This window comes from Burkholderia sp. SRS-W-2-2016 (assembly GCF_001931485.1).
Lineage (GTDB): Bacteria > Pseudomonadota > Gammaproteobacteria > Burkholderiales > Burkholderiaceae > Paraburkholderia.
Genome location: NZ_MSDV01000079.1, coordinates 56,115 through 77,258 on the forward strand (window position 1 = coordinate 56,115; position 21,144 = coordinate 77,258).

A 21,144-nucleotide genomic window follows, 5' to 3' on the forward strand; every position below is an offset into this window, starting at 1 on the left:
TGGATTGAGGCGGCAGATGATTAAGGATTAGGCGCCTTATACCTTCGTATAACTCGACTCCCTACCAATAGAGAATAGGCTTCGTTCGCTCGATGCTTATACACCGCATACGAAACATTACATTACCGACAAACTGCGGATACACAGCCCGTATTAAATGAGTGGCGACAGTGCCATAAACGATTGCCGGCGCGGCAGCGCCGCGCTGGCGTGTCGTCCGGGCCGATTCGCCCATACTCATCAACAGGATGCCAAATATGTCTGCAAACGATTTCTCTCCAATGCGGCGCAATCTGCTTGCCGCTTCCGCCGCGACCGGCGCATTTGCATTGTTTCCGCAAGCGATCTATGCGGCGACACAAAGCGCGGAAATCCGCCCATTCAAGGCGAATATCCCGGATGCTTTATTGATCGATTTACGGCAGCGGCTCGCCAATACCCGTTGGCCCGCGAAGGAAACCGTCGCCGACGAATCGCAGGGCGTGCCGCTCGCGCGAATGCAGCAATTGATCCAGTACTGGGGCAACGGTTATGACTGGCGCAAGGGCGAAGCGAAACTGAATGAGTTTCCGATGTTCGTCACCGAAATCGATGGACTGGATATCCAGTTCATTCACGTGCGCTCGCGCCATGACAACGCGCTACCGATGATCATGACGCACGGCTGGCCCGGCTCGATCTTCGAGCTGACCAAGGCGATCCGGCCGCTGACCGATCCGACCGCGTTCGGCGGCAGCGCCGACGACGCGTTCCACGTGGTCGTGCCATCGCTACCCGGCTTCGGTTTCTCGGGCAAACCGACCACGCCGGGCTGGGGCTCGGATCATATCGCGCGTGCGTGGGGCGAACTGATGGCGCGACTCGGTTATACGCGCTTCGTGTCGCAGGGCGGCGATTGTGGTTCGGTCGTCTCGCACCGGATGGCGATGCAGCACGTGAAAGGGCTGATCGGGATTCACGTGAACATGCCGGCGACAGTGCCGCCTGAGATCGCGAAATCACTCGCGCTCGGCGAGCCGGCACCCGGCGGTCTGTCGGCGGACGAAAAGCGCGCATATGAAAAGCTCAATGTGTTCTATCGAGACAACTGCGGCTATTCGGCAATGATGGTCACGCGCCCCCAGACGGTCGGCTATGCGCTGGCCGATTCGCCGGTGGGTCAGGCGGCGTGGATGTACGACAAGATTTCGCAATGGACCTATAGCGGCGGCATTCCCGAGCGCTCGCTGAGCCGCGACGAAATTCTCGACGACATCTCCCTTTATTGGCTGACCAATAGCGCAACCTCGTCCGCGCAGATTTACTGGGAAGATCACTCGAATAATTTCAATGCGGTGGATATCGCGTTGCCGACCGCCATTACCGTTTTTCCGGGGGAGATCTATCAGGCGCCGCGCAGTTGGGCGGAACGCAGTTACCACAACCTCGTGTACTTCAATACGGTCGATAAAGGTGGCCATTTCGCCGCGTGGGAAGAACCGTTGTTGTTCGCGCAGGAAGTGCGTGCGGGCTTCAGGCCGATGCGCAAGCTGGCTTGAGAGTACGGCGTTTTCGCATTGATCTTTTCTCCTTTTTGAAAACGGAACTCAGATGCAGAACCTGCAAGCGAACCTCGAATCCACCCAGAAACCGGAGCCGGATTTGATCCGGCCACTTGGAAGTACCGAACACCTGTTCTGGCTGATCGATCGGAACCGGTCGATTCATTTCACACTGGTCGCGGAAATCGACCGCGTGTTTACGCCCAGCGCGTGGGATGCGGCGTTGCTCGCGCTTCAACAGCGGCATCCGTTGCTGGGCGCGCGCATCGTTGCCGATGGGGTGGCCGCGCCGGTTTTCCGTCGCGATCCCGGTGCGCGGATACCGTTGCGCGTGGTCGAGAATGCGCAGCAATCGTGGCAAGTCGAAGCGGCGATCGAATTGAGCGCGCCGTTCGACTGGTCGAACGCGCCGCTGCTGCGCGTAACTGTGTTGCAGCGCGCGAGCGGGTCGACCATCGTGCTGGCCGCGCATCACTCGGTTTTGGACGGCATGGGAGCCGCGTATCTGCTCGAAGATCTGCTGCGCGCGCTTGCGGGCGGCTCGCTCACGCCGCTACCCGTCGCGCCGCCGCTCGAAAGTCTGTTGAGAACGCAGATGGACGCGGCCGCTGTCTCCGGCGCACCCACGCCTGCTCCTCAGGCCAAGGCGTTCCGGCCGGCCGTCGGCGGTCGCGCCGAACTCGCCTCGCTGGCGCTCAGCGCGCAACTGACGCGAGCCATTGTGGAGCGCGCGCGTAGCGAGCGCACCACCGTGCATGGCGCGGTCGCGGCGGCGGTGCATGAAGCAGGGCGGCGTATCTCGCGAACGTGGCGTGAGCGGCCAGTTCGCACCGTATCGCCGATCGACGTACGCGCAACGGTCGGCGGGATGGGCCGGGCCAATGGGGTGTACATCACCCAGACCATTACCGTCGACGAGCATCCGCGCGGCGCGCCGTTCTGGGACGCGGCGCGCGAGGTCAAGGCACTGCTTGCACCGGCGCAAACGCACGCGTCGGTCGTGCAGGAAACCAAAGCGCTCGATGGCTTCATCGCGACGAATCCGTCGATCGAGGACGACGCCGGATTCCTTTCTCATGTGCTTGCGTTCGACGTACTGCTGTCGAACCTTGGCCGCGAACCGATCGCTTCGAGTTATGACGGCTTTACGCTGAACGCGCTGTGGGGGCCGATGGTCAGCTCGGGTTTCGCGGACGATCAGGTGATCGGCGTCTGCACGCTGGGCGGTGTGCTGCGTTTGACCCAGGCTAGCTATAACGCGATGCCGGGGTTGCTCGGTGAAGTGCAGGCGGTGTTGGGCGACGCGGTTGTGGTTTGATGTGGTGAGGTGAGGGCGCCGGCGTGGCCGGCGCTGTAATCCACGACCGCGATAAAACCCGCTGTCTCAGACTTGTCGTTCAGGGACAGAGTGCTTTCGGATTTGTTTTATTTCGGGCGCGAGGCCTCTCGCATACGATCTCCTTACCCCTTGAATATAAATACGGAGAGCGTCATGAGCCCAATTTTTCTGATTGAAGTGTCGGACCTGCATGTTCGTGCGGGCATCACGCGTCACAGCCACTTCCGGTTCAACCCCGCGCGACTGATTGCGCGGTTGCGCAAGCTGTTCGCGGCTCGTCGTCCGTCCTGCGGCTGCCGCTGAACGGAACCCCGCCATGGACTTGATCCTGGCATTGCGAATTGTTGCTGTCGTGCTGACGGTGGCGTGCCTGTCGATCGCGACGCTGATGGTGCAGCACGATCTACTGTCGGTGACAAGCACGACCCCGATCGAAGTTTTACCGCGCGCGCGGTGGCCGGCCATTCTCACCCGTGCAGGCATGATGTGCATGCTCGCGTCCTTTGTTCTGATCTTGTGGATCTGCTTCCTGCTTACTGACTGACTCAACCCGGATCCGTCTGCTTCGCATCGACAGAAGGCCCCTGCGATGCAGCCTGCAACACCCGCAACAACCGGCTTTCCACATCGGCCGATGTAGCGCGCTGCGCGCCAGCCAGTAGCATCGACAGCGCCTCGCGCGCGGTTTGCGCATGATGCAGCATGGTCGCCTGAACCTCGATATCGAACGCATCGAGCTGGGACGTAGCGGCGCTGACGCCGTGTTCGCGTACCGCGCTTTGCAACAGCGCACAAGCTTCGTCCAACTCCGTCGCACCGAAAAAGCGCAGCGCACCGCGTAACGAATGCAACTCCGCGAGCACGCGCGTTGCATCGTCGTCGCGCTGCGCAGCGGCCAGCGTCGCGAGCGACCCATTAAACGACTCCAGGAACGATTCGCGCACCGAGACCGGCAACGCGCGCTCGCCGAGCAGGCCGTCGTCCGCTTGCTGTTCGTCGTCATCGTGTTCGGTCGAAGGCACGGCGCCGGGCAAGCCGGCAACCTCCGCGAGCGCCGCGCGCAAACGCGCGAGCGACAGCGGCTTCGTGACCACCCGCACGATCCCGGCCTGTTCGCAGCGCTCGCGCTCTTCGAGCGTGACAGACGCGGTCGCCGCGATCACCGGCATCTCCGGCCAGCGTGCGCGTGCTTCGTGAGCAAGCGCGTAGCCGTCCATCACCGGCATCCATAGATCGGTGATCAGGATGTCGAAGCGTTGCGCCGCAAGCGCATCGAGTGCCTGCCGGCCATCGTCGGCCAACGTTCCCTCGCAGCCCAGCACCGCCAATTGCTCTTCGAACAGCCTGCGATTCGCCGGATTGTCTTCCGCGACCAGTACCATGAGCCGGCGCGGCAGCACCTGCGGTGCGTCGGTCGGGCTGTCGAGTGGCGCGCCGTGCAATGCGTGCTGCAATGCCTGCTCGAGCCCCTTCAGGCTGAAGCTCGATACCCGCAGCAGGTGGCCCGTGGCGGCAGGATAAGCCGAAGCTGTCGCGCTGCAGTCGATCACCCAGGACGCGTCGTCGAGAACCGCGCGTTCGTCGTCCGCGTGCCATGTATCGCGCGCGCCGCAGAAAATCACCGCCTCGACTTCGTCGAGCGTCTCCTGCTCGATCAGTGCCGGATGGCGGTACGTTTTGAGCGACAGTCCCCACGCCCGCAGCGCCGCTGCGATGCCGTCGTGCCACGCATCGTCGGCGGCGACCAGTGCAATGGTTTCGCCGGCGAATTGCGGCATTCCGGGGCTTGCCTCGGGATCGCCGAGCGGCACGCGCACCGTAAAGCAACTGCCTTTGCCCGGTTCGCTGCGCACCGCAATGCTGCCGCCCATTGCCTGCATCAGCCGGGAACACAGCGTCAATCCGAGACCGGTGCCGCCGAAACGTCGGCTGATCGTCGCGTCTGCCTGATTGAACGGCTCGAACACGTATAGTTGCTGCTCGTCGGTCATGCCGATGCCGGTGTCCTCGACCTCGATTTGCAGCGCGGTCGTGTCGGGCGCCGTCATACGCAGCAGCACTTCACCCTGTTCGGTGAACTTCAGCGCATTCGACAGCAGGTTGTTGATGACCTGCGCGAGACGAGTGGGGTCGCCGCGCATCGGCCGCGAGGTGGCGCTGCCGAGCTTGGCGGCGAGCCGCAGATGTTTGGCGTGCGCGACTGGCGCGAACATCGTCAGCGAGTGCGCAATCACATCGAGCACATCGTATTCGATGTGTTCGAGCGTCATTTCGCCGGCCTCGATCTTCGAGAAGTCGAGCACGTCGCTAATAATCGATAGCAGGCTGTCGGACGACGTGCGGATCGTCGTCAGCCGTTCGCGTTGCCGCGTGTCGAGCTGCGTCTGCGCGAGCAGTTCGAGATTGCCGAGCACGGTATTGAGCGGCGTGCGGATTTCGTGGCTCATCGTCGCGAGAAACACGGACTTTGCCGCGTTGGCCTGATCCGCGGCCTCGCGCGCTTCGCGAAGCTGTTGTTCGAGACGCCTGCTTACGGTCACGTCGGTAAACGCGACGACCAGCACGTCCTCGCCGCGATAGCGTTCGGGCACCACGCTGACAGCCAGATTGACCGGCTCGCTGTCATGCGTGGGCAATGTGAACTCCTCGTGCATGACCGCATTGCGCGGCAGCGTATCGCCTTTGCGCAGCGCGCGATAACGCGCGGCCAGTGCGGACGCGAGAGTCGGTTCCGACACCACCACGCGTTGCGCCGTTTCGACCATGGTCGGGCTGCGCAGCAAAGGCGTACCGTTCTTCAACGAGATCAGGCCGAGCCCGACCGGCGCGGTCTTGATCAGCGTTCGGCTCAGCCGCTCGCTTTCGAACACGCGATGCGAGCGCCGCAGCACCGGCCGATAGACGCGCCGGTCGAATAGCAGCACGAGTGCCCAGATCACGACGATGAGCGCGCCGATCGTGAGCAGCGACGGCAGCAGCAGGACGTGACGGAATCGGCTCGCGAAGCTCGGCCACGGCGCCGCATAGACGAGCGTCCAGCCAGTGTTGCCGATGGTCCAGCCCGACAGCCAGTAGCCACCGTGGCTGACGCGCCGTTTGGCCTCACCGATGCCGCTTGCTAGCGCCTCGCGGGCGGCGTTCACCGTGCGCTGGTCGATCGGATATGGCGATGCCGACGCAATGACGCTTCCGTCGCGCGCGAGCAGCAGGAATGCGCCGTCGGCAGCGGACACGGGCAGCGGGGCGGTCAGTCGCGACAACGGCACCTCGGCGACCAGCATGCCAAATGGTTTGCTCTGCGAATCGAGCAACGCTGTCGCGAGGCGGACACTGCGGTGGCCCGACACCGGGCTGTCGTAGGGCGGCAGCCAGCTGATCGGGGTCACCACCATGCCCTGCCGGTTACGCGCGGGCCGGACCGCGTCGGGCGAAAGCAGCACTTTGCTGGTGGGGCCGACCAGCGTCGAGAACAGCGTGGAACGGTTCACCAGAAGCTTCGCGAAGTACTGATTGGAAGGCGAGGGCTGCACGATCAGACCGAGCACCGACTGATCGACGCTGAAAAGGTAGGCCGTCACTTCTCCATTGCGCGCGACAATCCCACTCATTGGGCCGATCAACCCCTCGGTCAGGAACGTAAAGCGGCGCGCCAAAGGTGTGACCTGATTCGACATGGACGAGCCGATCACCATCGACGGCGGACGAAGCGGAGAGGACTCGAGCGGCAGCACATTGCCGTTGCGGCGAAACTGTTCACCGACTGCGGCGGGCGCCTCGGTGCCGCTGTTCCACGCGCGCTCGACGCTCTGCGCGTTATTGCGCATCGTGGTTTCGGCCGCCACGACGATGTCTTCGATCGTGCCGACCTGGAACGACAGCAGCTCGGATTCGCGGACCGTATAGCTGTAGACCAGCGCGACCGAATTGATCACGAGCGCGACGATAATCGCAACGGTCAACGCAATCGCACCGCCGTACATCAACATGTGTTGATAGCGGTGAAACTGGCCCAGCTCACTGCTTTGTCGGGGACGGCGCATAGGTTGAGCGGAGTTGGTCGGCCGCGATGGCCGGATCATTATGCACGCGGCCGACCCGCGGCGAAAGAGCCCTGACGGGAGCGCCGGCGCGGCGGCCGCAGACCGGCACAGCCGGCCGTGGCAACGCTACAGTGTCAGCCCAGATTCATCTCGCACTCCTGCGCATCGCGCAGCCAGGCGGCAATGTCGATCTCACCTAAATCCGCCAGACCGCTCTGTTTGATGCGCGCCTGAAACCCGGCGCAGCGTTCAGCGAGCGCGTATTGCCGGAACACGCCAACCGCACCGATCAGCGAATGCAGTTCGGCCAGCACGCGCCGCACATCGTTGTCGCGCTGCGCAGCGGCGATCGCCGTGAGCGACGCGTCGAACGAGTCGAGGAAGGTCTGGCGCAATTCGTCCGGCAGCTCATTGTCGCCAAGTAGCGCGTCGCTTCGCTCGACTGGCGCGGCGGTGAGCGCCGCGGTTTCGGCGGGCGCGCGCGACGGCGGCTCGGCAACCGTCAGGCCGGTGACTTCGACGAGGGTCGTGCGCAAGCGAGCCAGCGACAACGGCTTCGTGATCATTCGCGTGAAGCCTGCCGCCTCGCAGCGCTCGCGCTCGTCGGCGGTGACCGACGCGGTCGCCGCGATCAACGGAAGACTCGGCCAACGCCGGCGCACTTCGTGGGCGAGCGCGTAGCCGTCCATCACCGGCATCGACAGATCGCTGATCAGTACGTCGAAGCTCTCACGCGACAGCCACGGCAGCGCGCACTCGCCATCTTTGACGACCGTCGCGGCGCAGCCGAGCATCGTCAGCTGTTCTTCGAACAGCCGGCGGTTCACCGGATTGTCTTCGGCGACCAGCACCTTCAGTTGGCGCGGCAGCACTTGCGGCGTCTCGGTCGTGACCAGCAGCGGCTCGTTGCGCAGCGTATGCTGCAACGCGTGCGCGAGTGCCGCGAGACTGAAGTTCGATATCCGAACGATTTGACCTGTCGCGACCGGATGCAACGGCCCGTCGGCGCCGCAGTCGATCACCCGGCACGCGTTCCGGATCAGCCGCGCTTCGTCGTCCGGGTGCCAGGTATCGCGTTCGCCGAGCAGGAGCAGCGTGCAGCCGCGCTCGAGCGTGGCCTGATCGACCTGGACCGGATGCCGGTAGGCATCGACCTTGAGGCCCCATGCTCGCAACGCGTCGACCGCGTATGCATGGGACGCGTCGGAGGCCGCCACCAGCGTGACCGTCTCGCCGCCAAAGCGGGGTATCTCAGGCGCGGCCTGCGGCTCGCCCAGCGGCACGCGCACGCTGAAACAGCTGCCGCGGCCGGGTTCGCTGCGCACCGCGATAGCGCCGCCCATCGCGCGGGTGAGTCGCGCGCACAGCGCAAGGCCCAGCCCCGTGCCGCCGAAGCGGCGATTGATCGAGCAATCCGCCTGGCTGAACGGCTGAAAAATTGCCGCCTGCTGCTGCGCGCTCATGCCGATGCCGGTGTCCTCGACTTCGATGCGCAGCTCGGTCGCGTCGGCCGCGTCGGTCGGATCGATTTCCGCCACACGCAGCAGCACTTCGCCGTGCGCGGTGAACTTCAGCGCATTCGACAGCAGATTGTTGATGACCTGTGCAAGACGCGTCGGGTCCCCGCGCATCGGCAGCGAGGTGGCGATGCCGAGGTTCGCGACGAGCCGCAGATTCTTTGCCTGGGCGACCGGCGCGAACATCGTCAACGAGCGCGCGATCACGTCGAGCGCATCGAACTCGATATCTTCGAACGCCATCTCGCCGGCCTCGATCTTCGAGAAGTCGAGCACGTCGCTGATGATCGACAGCAGGCTGTCCGACGATGCGCGGATCGTCGCGAGCCGGTCGCGCTGCAGCGCATCCAGCGGCGATTGCGCGAGCAGTTCCAGATTGCCGAGCACCGCGTTCAGCGGCGTGCGGATCTCGTGGCTCATCGCGGCGAGAAACGCCGACTTCGCCGCGTTGGCCAAGTCCGCCGCCTCGCGCGCTTCGCGCAACTGCTGTTCGAGGCGGGTATGCGCGGTCACGTCGGTGACCGCGACCACCAGCACGTCTTCGCCCTGGTAGCGCGACGGCGTGGCTCGGACCGCGAGGTCGATCGAATCGCCGTCGCGGGTGGGCAGGGAGATCTCTTCGTGCATGACCGAGCCGTCGGCTTGCGCGTCGCTTTGCGCGTGGGCGCGATAGCGCGCGGCGAGTTCGGCCGATAGCGTCTGGGCCGGCACGGCCACGTGTCGGGACGCGGCTACCATCGTCGGGCTGCGCAACAAAGGCTTGCCGTCCTTCAATCTGATCAGGCCGAGGCCGACCGGCGCGGTTTCGATCAGCGTGCGGTTCAGTTGTTCGCTTTCGAACAGGCGCTGCGAGCGATCGAGCACGGGCCGAAATGCGCGCTTTCTGAAGGACATCAGAAAGCTCCAGACGGCGATCAGCATGATCAGCGTCATCGACGCGCCGATCGCCAACTGAAAGCCGATGGCCGCGATGATGTCGCGCCATGTGCAGGTATGCACGAGCATCCAGCCGGTCTCGCCGAGTGGACCCGTGATCGTCAGGAAGCCGTGACGCCACGTTTCGCCGGCTTTCTTCGTCATCGCCAGCGTGCGCAACGAATCGACGAGTGCCGCATCGCGCGCGTGCGGAATCGAGCTTTGGACGATCGTGCCATCGCCGGCCACGATCATATAGACGCCGTCGTACAGTGGATCGGCCGCGAACGGTGCGGTCAGGAAGCCAGGTTCGTATTCGGTCACGACCACCGCGAATGGGGCGCCGTTGTGCAGCAGCGGGGCGGCGAGGCGAATGGTCGGCTTGCCGGTCAACGCGCTGATCGTGGGCGGGACCCAGAACAGTTGCCGGCCGGCATCCGTAGACGAAGCCGTCCCGCGGTCCTCTCGGCTGGCGAGATTCTCGGCGAGCGCCGCCATCAGCCGTTCGCGGTCGGGCGCCGTGGCGGTGACCGGCCACGGTGCGTCCGAGCGCGGCGACGGCATGATGCCGGCGATGTCATAGCCGACGCCATAAAAGTAGCCGGGCAGTTGCCGGCCGCGCGCGAGCGAATGGATCGTGCGCGAGCGGCTCAGTTGGTCGGCGAGCGCGAGATAGCTGTGGATCGTATCGTCGCTCAGCGCGTTGGGGTCGAGCGCGAACACGCGCTGTTGCCATTCGGCGGGCGTCGGCTGCAGCAGCACCTCGCCGCCTTGCTTGCGGAACGTATCGACCTGCGTCTGAGCGACTTTCGCTTCGTTCGACCAGGCCAGCTGCGCGTCCACGAGCCCGATCCGGAACGAGGCTTCGCCGGCGCGAATCTGCTCCATCACCCGATCGTGATAGACGACGAACGCCTGCCGCTCGGCGGCAATGTGCGCTCGCACCGCGGAAAGCATCGCGAACGCGAACGCGATCAGCAGCATCAGGGTCGTCATCATGCCGCCGCCGAATACGAGTACCCGTTTGTAGCGGCGCAACTGATTCAGTACGTTATACGAAGAGGTGGAAGACATGGCGATACCGGAATGGTGTGTGGACGGCGACGCGCAAATGCCGCTGTAAAAAATGAGCGATCGCGCGCGCTAACTGTTTTTTTCATTATCCCGGTCCGTCGGGTTAGCGGAACATGCGGTCCTATTGAACGGAACTCGTAAGACTGTCTGCTGCAAAATTTCAGACTAATCAAGCGAGAATCGCGACACGGTCCGATGGGCGTGAATGCCGACTACCGCGGAAGTCACGCGGGGATATTCAGGTCAATCAGTTTCAGGTACATTCGGAATACATTTCGTCCCGATCTGTCCCTTCTCCGGCGGTGATCTAGATGAGCAACATAAAAATCCGCATTGTTCTTGCCGACGACCATCCGGTATTGCTGTCGGGTGTCAAGCACGAACTATCCGTACTGCCCACGCTCGAGATCGTCGGTACCGCGACCGATTCCGGTGAGCTCGTCAAATTGCTCAATACGATCGAGTGTGACGTCTGCGTGACCGATTACGCGATGCCCGGCGGCGAATATGGCGACGGGATGACGCTGCTGTCTTATTTGCGCCGGACGTGGCCGGCGCTGAAGATCGTCGTTTTCACGACGATCGAGAATTCGGCGATCGTGCAGGAAATTTCGAAGCTGGGGGTCCAGTCGGTGCTCGGAAAATCGCACGATACCGGCCACCTGATCTCCGCGATTCATGCGGTCTATGCGGGCGCCACCTATTACCGCACCGCGTCGCGCGCGCCGGAAGGCGAGGTGCCCGCGGGGTCGGCCGCGAGTTCACGTACGCAAACGCTGACCACGCGCGAAATGGAAGTGGTCCGGCTATTCGTGTCGGGGCTGTCCATCAACGAAATCGCCGAGCGGCTGCACCGCACGAAACAGACCATCAGTTCGCAGAAGTCTCGCGCGATGCGCAAGCTTGGAATCGATCGCGACGCCGATCTGTATCGCTTCGCGTTCGAAACGGGGATCGACGTTCCGACCGATGCGTCCAGACGGCAGGAGTGAGCAATTGTCGAATGGAGCGGCGAGGCGCTAGCGCAGCAGGAACACGCACGCCATCAGCAGCAGCACCAGCGACATCAGCAGGCACCCGATACTGACGCGCGTATAAACCTCGGGCCATTGAGCGGGAGGGAAGGGCTCGATCTGGATCTTGCGTTTTACGGGCTGCGGATCGCCGCGCACCAGAAACGTCGCGAGCGTGATGCAAAGAATAGTTAGCAGAATTGCGAAAAAGCGCAGGGCAAACGTGTAGTCCACGGTCTATTTGGCTGGATGAGCAACCCTATGCTAGCTTGACGCCTTACTGCTTTCTATTTGATTGGTCAGAAACAGCGCCATCGGGTAAACACGATCTGGTTATCAGAACGATAAGGTGACGTTCTTTCATTAACCAGCGAACGCGCAATAGACGTAATCGCAAAATCTGACAATACATAACCGGAGCCAATTAGACGGATCGGAATTTCTGATCCGTCTAATTGGCGGCATGCCGGGACCGCGTCTAATATGTTTTGTCACTGCGAAACTTCTGCTTTTTCGCAGTGGCGGGTTTGATATGCACGCCTCGTTTGCGCCCCTCGTCGGGGCGCTTTTTTATGTCAATACGGCAATGGTTCAGCTTCCGCCTTGCTGCCTCGGCTGTGCGTCATCACGGTATGGCCGCCCGGTTTAACGATCCTGGCAAGCCGTTGAACGAGCGAGGTTCCAGCGTGTGAGGGCGAGGTATACGACTGCATCAGAACTTCCACGTCAAATTCCCCCAGATGCCGTGATCCTGCGTCCCACTCCCAAGCTGGCCCGCGTATGACACGCCCACAGTCGCATTCTTTGCGATCGGCGCATCGAAGCCCACTTCGATCACCGCCGCGTCGCGCGCGATCGGTACGCCCGCGACAGTGAACGCACTCCCACCGCTGAAGGCCATCGTGCTGGTAGGCGTGACACTGCCGTACGCATGGCGCCAGCCGAGTACACCTTTCGCCGTGACATCGATACTTCCGGCAGCAAAGGTCGATGCGGCGCGTACACCGAGCGTCGAGAAGGTCGAACTCGTGTTGTCGCTGCCGCTGCTCAGCGCTGCGATGCCGCCCTGTTCATGGAAGTCGTTGGTCGACAGATGGACGTACGCGAGATTGATGAAAGGCTCGAGCGCAACCGCGCCGGCGTTGATCGCATAGCCGACGTCGCCGAAGACCTGGACGGTGCCGCCGCTGTAGCTGCCGTCGAGCTGATTCGCGCTGCCGGCAAACACCGCGGAGCGGCTGGTGTCGATGTCATGCCAGGTGTAGATCGTCCCAAGTCTGAGACCGAGATTGCCCCACTGTGAGCCGCCATACACGCCGAGGTCGTAGTTGTTGCTCGTGCCCGAGGAGTTGCGGTCGTCCACATCGAAATTGGAATGGCTGTATCCGGCGAGCACGCCGACGCGCCAGTTATCGAACACCGGCGTATCGGCGCCGAAGAACAGGCCGCCGATCGAGTGGTTCATTTTTGCCGCATTGCTATCGCCGTTCACGTGTCCCCACGACCCGAACGCGCGCACCCAGGCGACCGCCCGGTCGGGATTGCAGGTGGTCGTCGTCAGATGCTGGCCGGCCGTTTGCGCGTTGATATTGGTGTTGACTCCACCGACCGCGCAGAAAGCCTGTTGCATCCGGTCGGTCGCCGCTTCGCGCACAAACCGGCTGTCTTCGATCAAACCGGTCTTGATCGAAGCATGGACCTCGCCAGACAGTTGATCGAACGCGCCGCGCGCTTCATTGGCGGTCGCGAGCTGGCCCACCGCGTTTTTCAGCGGACTCGTGTCCGGCAAACTCTGCAGAGCTCCAGCGGTGGCGGTCTGGTTCGGCGTATCGGCGACATCGACAAAGCTGCGTTGCTGCGCAACGGTCAGATACGCGTTGTTCGCGTCATAGGTGCCGACCAGCCCATAAAAGGCACTGATCGCGGTGTCGCCCGTCACCTGGTAGGTGCCTGTCAGTCCATTGGTCGTACTTAGCACCGTGTAATGCGAGCCGAGAGAATAGTCGCCGGCGGGGTTCTTGCTGACGTTCAGCGCCGCCCCGTTGGCGAGTGTCGCGGCGCCAATGACGCGAATCAGATCGGAAGCTGCGCTGCCCGGATTGACTTCGACCTGATAGGTCGAGCCGGCCGCCTGCGCGAAGTTGCCATTGACCGTGAGAGTGCCAATGGAGTTGCCCGGAGAGATCGTGCCGCCGGAAAGGATAGCGGTACTGCCCACCATACCGTTGCCCCCCAGGCTCGCACCGCTCTGCACGGTGGCCGCCGAGTTGGCGAGCGAGCCGCTCACGGACAGTAGGCCCGCCACCACGTTCGTGGGCCCGGACAGCGTGCTGGTGCCAGTCAGCTCCAGTGCTCCCGCGCCTGACTTGGTGAGGGTACCTGTGCCGCTGATCGCGTTGGCGAAGTTCGCATTTTCCGGCTGATCGATTACGAGCGCGGCATTGTCGAGAATCGCGCCACTGCCGAAGCTGGTCGCAGAGCCCATCAGCGTGCCACTCGAAATCGTCGTGCCGCCGCGGTAGGTATTTACACCGCCCAGAGTAGTCGATCCGGCGCCAACCTGCGCCACCGTGCCGGTGCCGCTGATGGCGCCGGCGAACGTGACAGCGTTCGAGCGGTTGAACGCCAACGTGCCGTTGTCCGAAACATTGCCGACAATCGATCCAGTCGTCCCCCCATCACCGAGTTGCAGCGTACCCGCCTCGATCGTGGTGCCACCCTGATAAGTGTTGTCGGCCGCCAGCGCAGTCGATCCGGTGCCGCGCTGGGATACCGAGCCGGCGCCCGAAATTGCGCCGGTGAAGTTCACCGCATCCGCGCGATCGAAAGCCAGTGTGCCGTTGTCGGTCACATTGCCGGCGGGAATCGACCCGGTCGTACCGCCATTGCCGAGTTGGAGCGTGCCTGCCTCGATCGCTGTACCACCCGTGTAGGTATTCGTTCCGGTCAGGATCAGCGTCCCGAGGTCGGCCTTGTTCAGTCCGCCTGCGCCGGTCAGCGGCGCCGCGATGGTCGCAACCGATCCTGCGCCAGCCGCCGTGCCATCGCCCACCCGGATCGTGTTGCTGCCCACTGCGAGCGTGATCGGATCGCCCTGGATCAGATAGCCGCTGGTCAGAAACTGCATGCCCGACGAAACAACGGGGCCGAGGCTGGTGTCCACGGTCACCGTACCGGGCGCGCCGGCGAAGACGGCAAAGGCACCATTTGTATAGGGTGCGTTGATCGTGCCGGTGTTATCCGTCCAGTTGTCCAGGCCTGCCGCCTGCCAGGTACCGTTGCCACCATCGACCACGCCGTTGAACGCGGGCCCCGCATTGCCATCCCAGTAGCTGAATGTCAGTCCCGCCGTATTGACGAGGTCGACCTGCCCGGGGAGTACCGTCAGTACGTAAAACGTGGGCGACGGGATCGTGCCGATCGCGAGTCCGTTGTCGGTTAATGCTCCCCCATAGCTGATGATCCGGTACACGCCAGGGTCGAAGTTCCCGCCTGGCGACGTCTGGACATTCAGTGTGCCGCCGAGCGTCAGGCTGCCGCTGACCGCGGTCAGGTCGTTGAGCGGCCCGTTGACTACATTGGCTTCGCCGAAGTCATAGTTCAGCACCGAGGTACTGGCAAGCGCAAGACCACCGGTGATGGTCAGCGTACCGGGGGCGGTGCCGGAAGCACCGGGTGCGATTACGCCGGGCGCGGTCACATTGCCGTTAATCACCCCTGTGCCCGCCAGCGTGCCGTTGTCGAGCACGTTGCCGGAGACTGAGCCGCCCGCGCCGCCATTGCCGACCTGCAACGTCGCACCCGTAGCGATCGTCGTACCGCCTCCGGCACCCGCGTTGGTGAGGGCGCCCGTAATGGTCAGCGTACCGGCTTGTACGTTCGTCGCGGTAGCCGTCGTGCCTGTCGTGGAATTCGCCCCGCTCAACGTCCACGCGGTGCCCGCCATGGTCAGGCTGCTGAAGCCGGTGAAGTTGCTGTCTTCGCTGCCGGAGCCCTGCAACTGGACGGTGTTACCCGTGCCGGTGCTGGTGGCGTTGCCGTTTAGCACGGAACCCGTTCCGAGGATCAGCGCATTGTTGCTACCGGTAATCGAAATGGCGGTGCCGGCGGTGCCGCCGATTGTCCCGGTATTGTTGATAGTGCTGTTATTCGCAGGAAGCAGAATACCGCTCGCGCCCGTGACGCTACCGGTATTGGTGAGAGTGCCAATGGGGCCGCTGTCGAAGATGCCGGCGGTTGCACCGGTTATGGTGCCGCCATTAGAGATGCCATTGCTGATCGTGCCCGTGTTATAGATCCCGTAACCGCTTGCGGTCGCGAGGCCGCTGCTGCTTATCGCTCCGTTGCTGTTATTGGTGATGCCGCCATTGATCGTCCCAAGGTTGATGATGCCGTAGGTTCCGCCATTGACTGAGCCGTCATTGATGATGTTGCCATTCACTACAGTGGCCGAATTGGGAACGCTGATACCGCGATCGCTGCCACGAATGTTGCCCGTCGCAGTATTGACGATGTTCCCGGTTACCACAGACGGTGCGCCCGCAATCCGGACGCCAGTTCCGTCGGAAAATGTGCTACTGGCTGCCGTAATGGTTCCGCTGTTGTATATGGCGATACCCGCAAAGGGGCCGCTGCTGCTAGCAGTTATCGAGGCGCCCACGTTTTGCCCGAGCTCAATCCCGTGGCCTGACGCCGAAATCGTACCCGTATTGGCAACAACGCCGTCAACGGTGACGCCATGATCGAGTTCGATGCCGCGCTGTCCCCCCGCTATCGGGGAAATGGTCCCGTCATTGATGATGTCCCCTACAAATCCATTAGTAATGTTGCCCCATACTCCGGGCCCTCCGCTGATGCTTCCCGTGGTGGTGATGTGGACGCTTTCGCCACTCGCCAGATTGCATATAGAGGTTTGCGCAGTACTGATGACAGTAGATCCGCCTGCTGTTCCGCATTGCGCCCATGTTTGCGACCATCCGGCCAGAAGACAAAGCGACAATGTTGCCCGCAAAGGTGTCAGGCGTAGCAGTACCAGCCTGTAAGGGTGGCAGTCGTGCCCGGGTGGTGTCTCATCCGCACTTCGGGCGCCCGTGGTCCGCCTCACCCAGCCACGCTGGCCGCATTCCTCACCGAGCTGTAGCGTTGTTGTTCCCGATGCAGCTGTGCGCCGGGAACGCGCGGAACCGCTGTGCGCGGTAGCGAGCTCTGAAACGACCTGAACGATTCCCCTTTGGCCATTGAACACCGTTCGATAGATTAGATTCATTCGGGCACTCCACGCGTGGAAGGTGTTGTGAAAGACGTCTTATCGGCGTTGCTACTTTTTTGTGTTTCGTCCTCGTAGTCGATCGTTTGGGGAAACGAAAGGCTATCGTTCGGAGGCCGGATCTAGCAGTTGTGAGAAGTAGGCGCGATCTCGGTGCGCTGGAAGATCGGTCAGATTGCTGCCGACGCTGGCACTCTCGAAGGGGAGGGCACGCGACGGTCACGACACGATGTCGTGAGTTCATCATGCGTCATATGCTGACGGTGAACCGTGAGCCAGGAGATCGAGTGGACGAGTCGCGGCGGCGGGGTTCCTGCCGGAAGGCCATCCAGCAGGCTATGCACGAGACCACGATAAATCGCGAAGCGAAATTTACCGCGGAGGGATTCCAGGGTTCGCGCCGTCAAGGTTCGGGCCATTTTCGGTAAGCATATGCATTACATTTCGCTCTTTCAAGAAAGTCAGGTGTGACTTTCCTGAAAGCGGACTGAATTCGGCAATGAAAATTCCTTAGACTAATTTTTCGATGAACCAGAGCCCAGATCCGGATCATTGATCAAGGAAAAGTAAGGTCTCCGACAAATGTCGCCTGATCGTTTTATTTGCAGGGATGAGCCTGAGCCAACGCCATATAGATCGCCACTGCGGTAGGCTGACCACGCGCTTGCGGATTTGAATCGAGATAACGCAGGACCGTGTCCAGGTTCTGTTTATGCGTGGTGCCTGACGGCAAACAGTAGCGGACAGAGCCTTTGTCCACCACACTCTGCGCGTAGGCCCCACCCGTGAAGCCGGCCAGATACATCGCGCACATATTGAGGTTGTCACCGGCTTTACATGCGGAATAGAGCCCGTCCGCGCGTTCAATGGTTTGCGCGGACGCGCCCGATGCGAATGCCACCAGGCTGAATGCCGCTGCGAAAATAATGCGCTTCATTTAGATCTTGTCCTGTCGAAATTGTCGTTTCACTTCGTCTCGCGAAGAGCGCCAGGGAGGGAATCGATAGTAGCGGCCCGAAGAAAGACCACCAATTTGACGCGTCAGAAATTGCAGTTCGTATTGCAAGTAAAAAAACAGGAGGCAACGTCGTTGCCTCCTTGCCTGCTTACCAGACGTAACCCGCGCTAGCGCCGGCGGCGACGGTACGGCCGGTGGTGGTCGAGGCCGAAGCCTTGATGATCCACTTGCCGTTCGGCGTGAACGTCGACAGACCCAAGGCAACCGCCGACTGGCCGGCGTACGTGCCGCCCGCTACCGCGACGATGCTCTTGCCCGGGGCCGGGGCCTGCGGCAGGTTGGCGGTGGCCACTGCCGCGGCGGTACCGGCGTAGGACTTCTTCGCCACGCTATCGATTTCCCGATTCATCGCGTTGAAGGCCTGGTCTGTGTAGCTGTTCGCCTGCTGCACGCCTTGCGCAACCGAGCTGTTCAACTGACCGACGTTGACCGCATCGGTATCGGCCGTGCCGGCCGCAACGCTGGTGATCTGACGTTGCTGGCTGCCCGAACCGACGGACACCGAGTTATCGCGGTCGGTCGTCGAACCTTGACCCAGCGCAACCGAGTTGTTGTTGCTCGCCTGCGCCTGGCTGCCGATCGCCGTCGAATTCGTGCCCGTTGCCGCTGCGCCGGCACCGACTGCGACCGAATTGTCGGCCGCCGCGTTGGCGTTCGCACCGATCACCGTGGCGGATTTGCCGCTCGCAACCGCGCCGGCTCCGGCAGCGGTGCTGCCTTCACCCGAGCCCGGGTTCGCTGCGTGGACCACCGCATCCGACGACGCCGGAACTTCGTTCGCGTTGAAGTACGGATTGTTCGGCGCAAGGTTCGACATCTGGCTGTTCAGATCCGTGACCTGGTTCTGCAATGCATACAACTGGCTGCCGTTGACCGCGTCCACGCTGCTGGCGTTCACCGCGCCGTTGGCCACGCCGGTGACGACCCGGTTACCCGCGGTGCCGGCCATGTTGACCAGCATGCCGCCCGTGCTCGCGCCGACCGTGATGTTGCCCACGGAATCCTGCCGGACCAGACCGATCGTGCCGTCGTTGATCTGGTTCTGGAAATTCTGGATGTCGTTCGCGTTCTGCGTCACGCGGCCATCGATGTTGGTGATCGCATCACCGACGTTGTGAACCGTCGTGCCGCCCACGTTATAGCTCGGCGCGCCGATCGTGCCGTCCGCGTTCACGGTCGCACCGCCACCGAGGGCCGACGCCGCGCTGGAAGCCGTGCCGTAGAGCTGGCTGCCGTTGATCGCGTCGACGCTCGATTCGTTCACCGCGCCGTTCGCCACGCCCGTCACCGTGCGGTTGCCCGCGGTACCGGCCACGTTCACCAGCGTGCCGTCGGTATCCTTGCCCACCGTGATGTCCCGCGAAGCGGCATCCTGTTGGACCAGACCGATCGAACCGTTGTTGATCTGATTCTGCACATTCGTAATATCCGTCGTGTTCTGCGTCACGCGGCCATCGATGTTGGTGATTGCATCACCGACGTTGTGAACCGTCGTGCCGCCCAGTTTGTAGTTCGGCGCGCTGATCGTGCCATCCGGGTTCACGGTCGAGCCGCCACCCAGGGCCGCCGCCGCGCTGGAAGCCGTGCCGTGAAGCTGGCTGCCGTTGATCGCGTCGACGCTCGATTCGTCCACCGCGCCGTTAGCCACGCCCGTCACCGTACGGTTGCCCGCGGTGCCGGCCATGTTCACCAGCGTGCCGTCGGTATCCTTGCCCACCGTGATGTCGTGCGAAACGGCATCCTGCTGGACCAGACCGATCGAACCGTTGTTGATCTGCTTCTGCATGTTCGCGAGATCCTCGTTCGTTGCATTCAACTGCGAGCCATTGACCGCATCCATGCTCGTTGCCGACAGGTCGCCCGCTGCAACGTTGCGGATTTTCGTGCCGTTAGCCCCGCCCAGCGTGATTGCGCCCTTCGATGCGTCGTCATACGTGACCACGTTGGCTACCTGCCCGTTGCTGTCGAGCACGCCTGCGTTCTTCAACTGCGACACGTTCACCGCGTCGGTATCTGCGGTGCCCGCGGCGACGTTGACGATCTGGCGCTCGGCACCCGCCGCGCCGACGGAAACGGTATTCGCACGATCGGCGATCGAGCCGTGTCCCAGTGCCACTGCATTTGCGGCCGTGGCATTGGCCAGCGTACCCAGCGCAACGCTGTTATCCACCAGCGCCCGCGCGCCAGCACCGAGTGCGACCGAATAGTGATCCGCCTGCGACGAACCGCCGATTGCGACCGAGGGGCCGACGCTCTTGCCCGCGGCCGGGTTGTTGCCGGCACTGGCAAACGCACCGATCGCGATGCCGCCGATTCCGCCGTTCACGTCACTGGTTGCCGTCGCGCCGGCGCCCATTGCAATCGACGACTGTCCCAGCGCTTGGGCACCGGCGCCCAGCGCCATCGCACTGGCGGGGCCCGCAACCGCGGCGCGGCCGACCGCGACTGCGTTCGCGCCCTGCGCGACCGCGTCATCGGTACCGTCGTTGTTGCCGTTTGCCTTGAAGTAGCGCGTCGCCGCTGCCACGTTATTCGACACGTTCGCGATCTGGTTGCCCAGCTGGGTAGTCGCGGCATTGAGCTGGCCGACGTTGGCGGCATCGTTGTTGGCGACGCCGTCCGCCACGTTGTGCAACGACACCGGCGCAGATGCATTCGCGCCACCCAGCGTCACGCTCGTATGGTCCGGGTTGTCATACTGGACCGAATTGGCCAGTCCGGTAGACAGCGACGACAGACCGGTTGAAGCAGACGTCGAGAGGCTCACCAGCGTGCTGCCGGTCGTGCTCAGACCAGTCGACAGCGATGACAGACCGGTCGACGCGGACGTCGAAAGGCTCACCAGCGTGCTGCCGGTCGTGCTCAGACCAGTCGACAGCGATGACAGACCGGTCGACGCGGACGTCGAGAGGCTCACCAGCGTGCTGCCGGTCGTGCTCAGACCAGTCGACAGCGACGACAGACCGGTCGACGCGGACGTCGAGAGGCTCACCAGCGTGCTACCGGTCGTGCTCAGACCGGTCGACAGCGAGCTCAGGCCCGTCGAAGTCAACGTGGACAGCGAGGTCACCACGGCAGCCTGCGACTGCAACTGGCTGACGTTGACCGCATCGGTGGCAGCCGAACCGGCAGCGACGTTGGTCACACGACGTTCGTAACCCGCCGCGCCCACCGATACTTCACCTGCCGCGCTTGTACCGGCGAGCGTCGCCGCACCCGGGTTGTACGCCGCCGCGCTCAGCGTCGCGGTCGTGGTCGAGCCCGAACCCAGGGCGACCGAGTTCTGCGCCGATGCATTCGCACCCGCACCGATTGCCGTGGCGTTCAGTGCGCTTGCCTGCGCACCGCGGCCGAGTGCCAAGGATCTGTCCACGGATGCCTTCGCGCTATCACCCAGCGCGGTGGCGCCGTCACCGGTCGC

The 21,144-nt window shown here is 63.0% G+C and carries 11 protein-coding genes; 5 read left to right on the forward strand and 6 right to left on the reverse strand.

Annotation, left to right across the window (positions count from 1 at the left end; all coding sequences use genetic code 11):
• Positions 1-257 precede the first annotated feature (257 nt).
• The 4 genes from BTH42_RS33040 to BTH42_RS33050 all read left to right on the forward strand — a co-directional run bounded on the left by BTH42_RS33040 (position 258) and on the right by BTH42_RS33050 (position 3,424).
• Positions 258-1,538, forward strand: a complete 1,281-nt coding sequence (locus tag BTH42_RS33040) for an epoxide hydrolase family protein (protein ID WP_075305380.1) — start codon at positions 258-260, stop codon at positions 1,536-1,538.
• Between the two features lie 52 nt (positions 1,539-1,590).
• Positions 1,591-2,859 (forward strand): condensation domain-containing protein, encoded by a 1,269-nt coding sequence (locus BTH42_RS33045; RefSeq protein WP_075305381.1) that lies wholly within the window; start codon positions 1,591-1,593, stop codon positions 2,857-2,859.
• Between the two features lie 174 nt (positions 2,860-3,033).
• Positions 3,034-3,183, forward strand: coding sequence for a hypothetical protein (locus BTH42_RS35745; RefSeq protein WP_178392289.1), 150 nt, complete (start codon positions 3,034-3,036; stop codon positions 3,181-3,183).
• Positions 3,184-3,196: 13 nt separating this feature from the next.
• Positions 3,197-3,424, forward strand: a complete 228-nt coding sequence (locus BTH42_RS33050; protein WP_075305382.1) for a hypothetical protein — start codon at positions 3,197-3,199, stop codon at positions 3,422-3,424.
• Between the two features lies 1 nt (position 3,425).
• Here the strand turns inward: BTH42_RS33050 and BTH42_RS33055 are convergent, their stop codons facing one another.
• Together BTH42_RS33055 and BTH42_RS33060 are read right to left on the reverse strand one after the other, a co-directional pair.
• Positions 3,426-6,920, reverse strand: a complete 3,495-nt coding sequence (locus tag BTH42_RS33055) for an ATP-binding protein (RefSeq protein WP_178392290.1) — start codon at positions 6,918-6,920, stop codon at positions 3,426-3,428.
• 134 nt (positions 6,921-7,054) lie between these two features.
• The gene (locus BTH42_RS33060) at positions 7,055-10,426 is read right to left on the reverse strand and encodes an ATP-binding protein (protein WP_083655029.1); all 3,372 of its coding nucleotides are present in this window, start codon (positions 10,424-10,426) and stop codon (positions 7,055-7,057) included.
• Positions 10,427-10,737: 311 nt separating this feature from the next.
• Here BTH42_RS33060 and BTH42_RS33065 point away from each other — a divergent pair, with 311 nt between their 5' ends.
• Complete coding sequence (locus BTH42_RS33065) at positions 10,738-11,418, forward strand: response regulator transcription factor (RefSeq protein WP_075305385.1); 681 nt, start codon at positions 10,738-10,740, stop codon at positions 11,416-11,418.
• Positions 11,419-11,445: 27 nt separating this feature from the next.
• Here the strand turns inward: BTH42_RS33065 and BTH42_RS33070 are convergent, their stop codons facing one another.
• The 4 genes from BTH42_RS33070 to BTH42_RS33085 form a co-directional block, all read right to left on the reverse strand.
• Positions 11,446-11,673: a hypothetical protein gene (locus BTH42_RS33070; RefSeq protein WP_075305386.1), complete on the reverse strand. Its 228-nt coding sequence runs from the start codon at positions 11,671-11,673 to the stop codon at positions 11,446-11,448.
• Positions 11,674-12,151: 478 nt separating this feature from the next.
• Complete coding sequence (locus tag BTH42_RS34530; protein ID WP_083655030.1) at positions 12,152-16,705, reverse strand: autotransporter domain-containing protein; 4,554 nt, start codon at positions 16,703-16,705, stop codon at positions 12,152-12,154.
• Between the two features lie 598 nt (positions 16,706-17,303).
• Complete coding sequence (locus BTH42_RS33080; protein ID WP_075305387.1) at positions 17,304-17,642, reverse strand: Rap1a/Tai family immunity protein; 339 nt, start codon at positions 17,640-17,642, stop codon at positions 17,304-17,306.
• A gap of 169 nt (positions 17,643-17,811) precedes the next feature.
• The coding region (locus BTH42_RS33085; protein ID WP_075305388.1) for a YadA family autotransporter adhesin at positions 17,812-21,144 on the reverse strand (3,333 nt) is incomplete at its 5' end.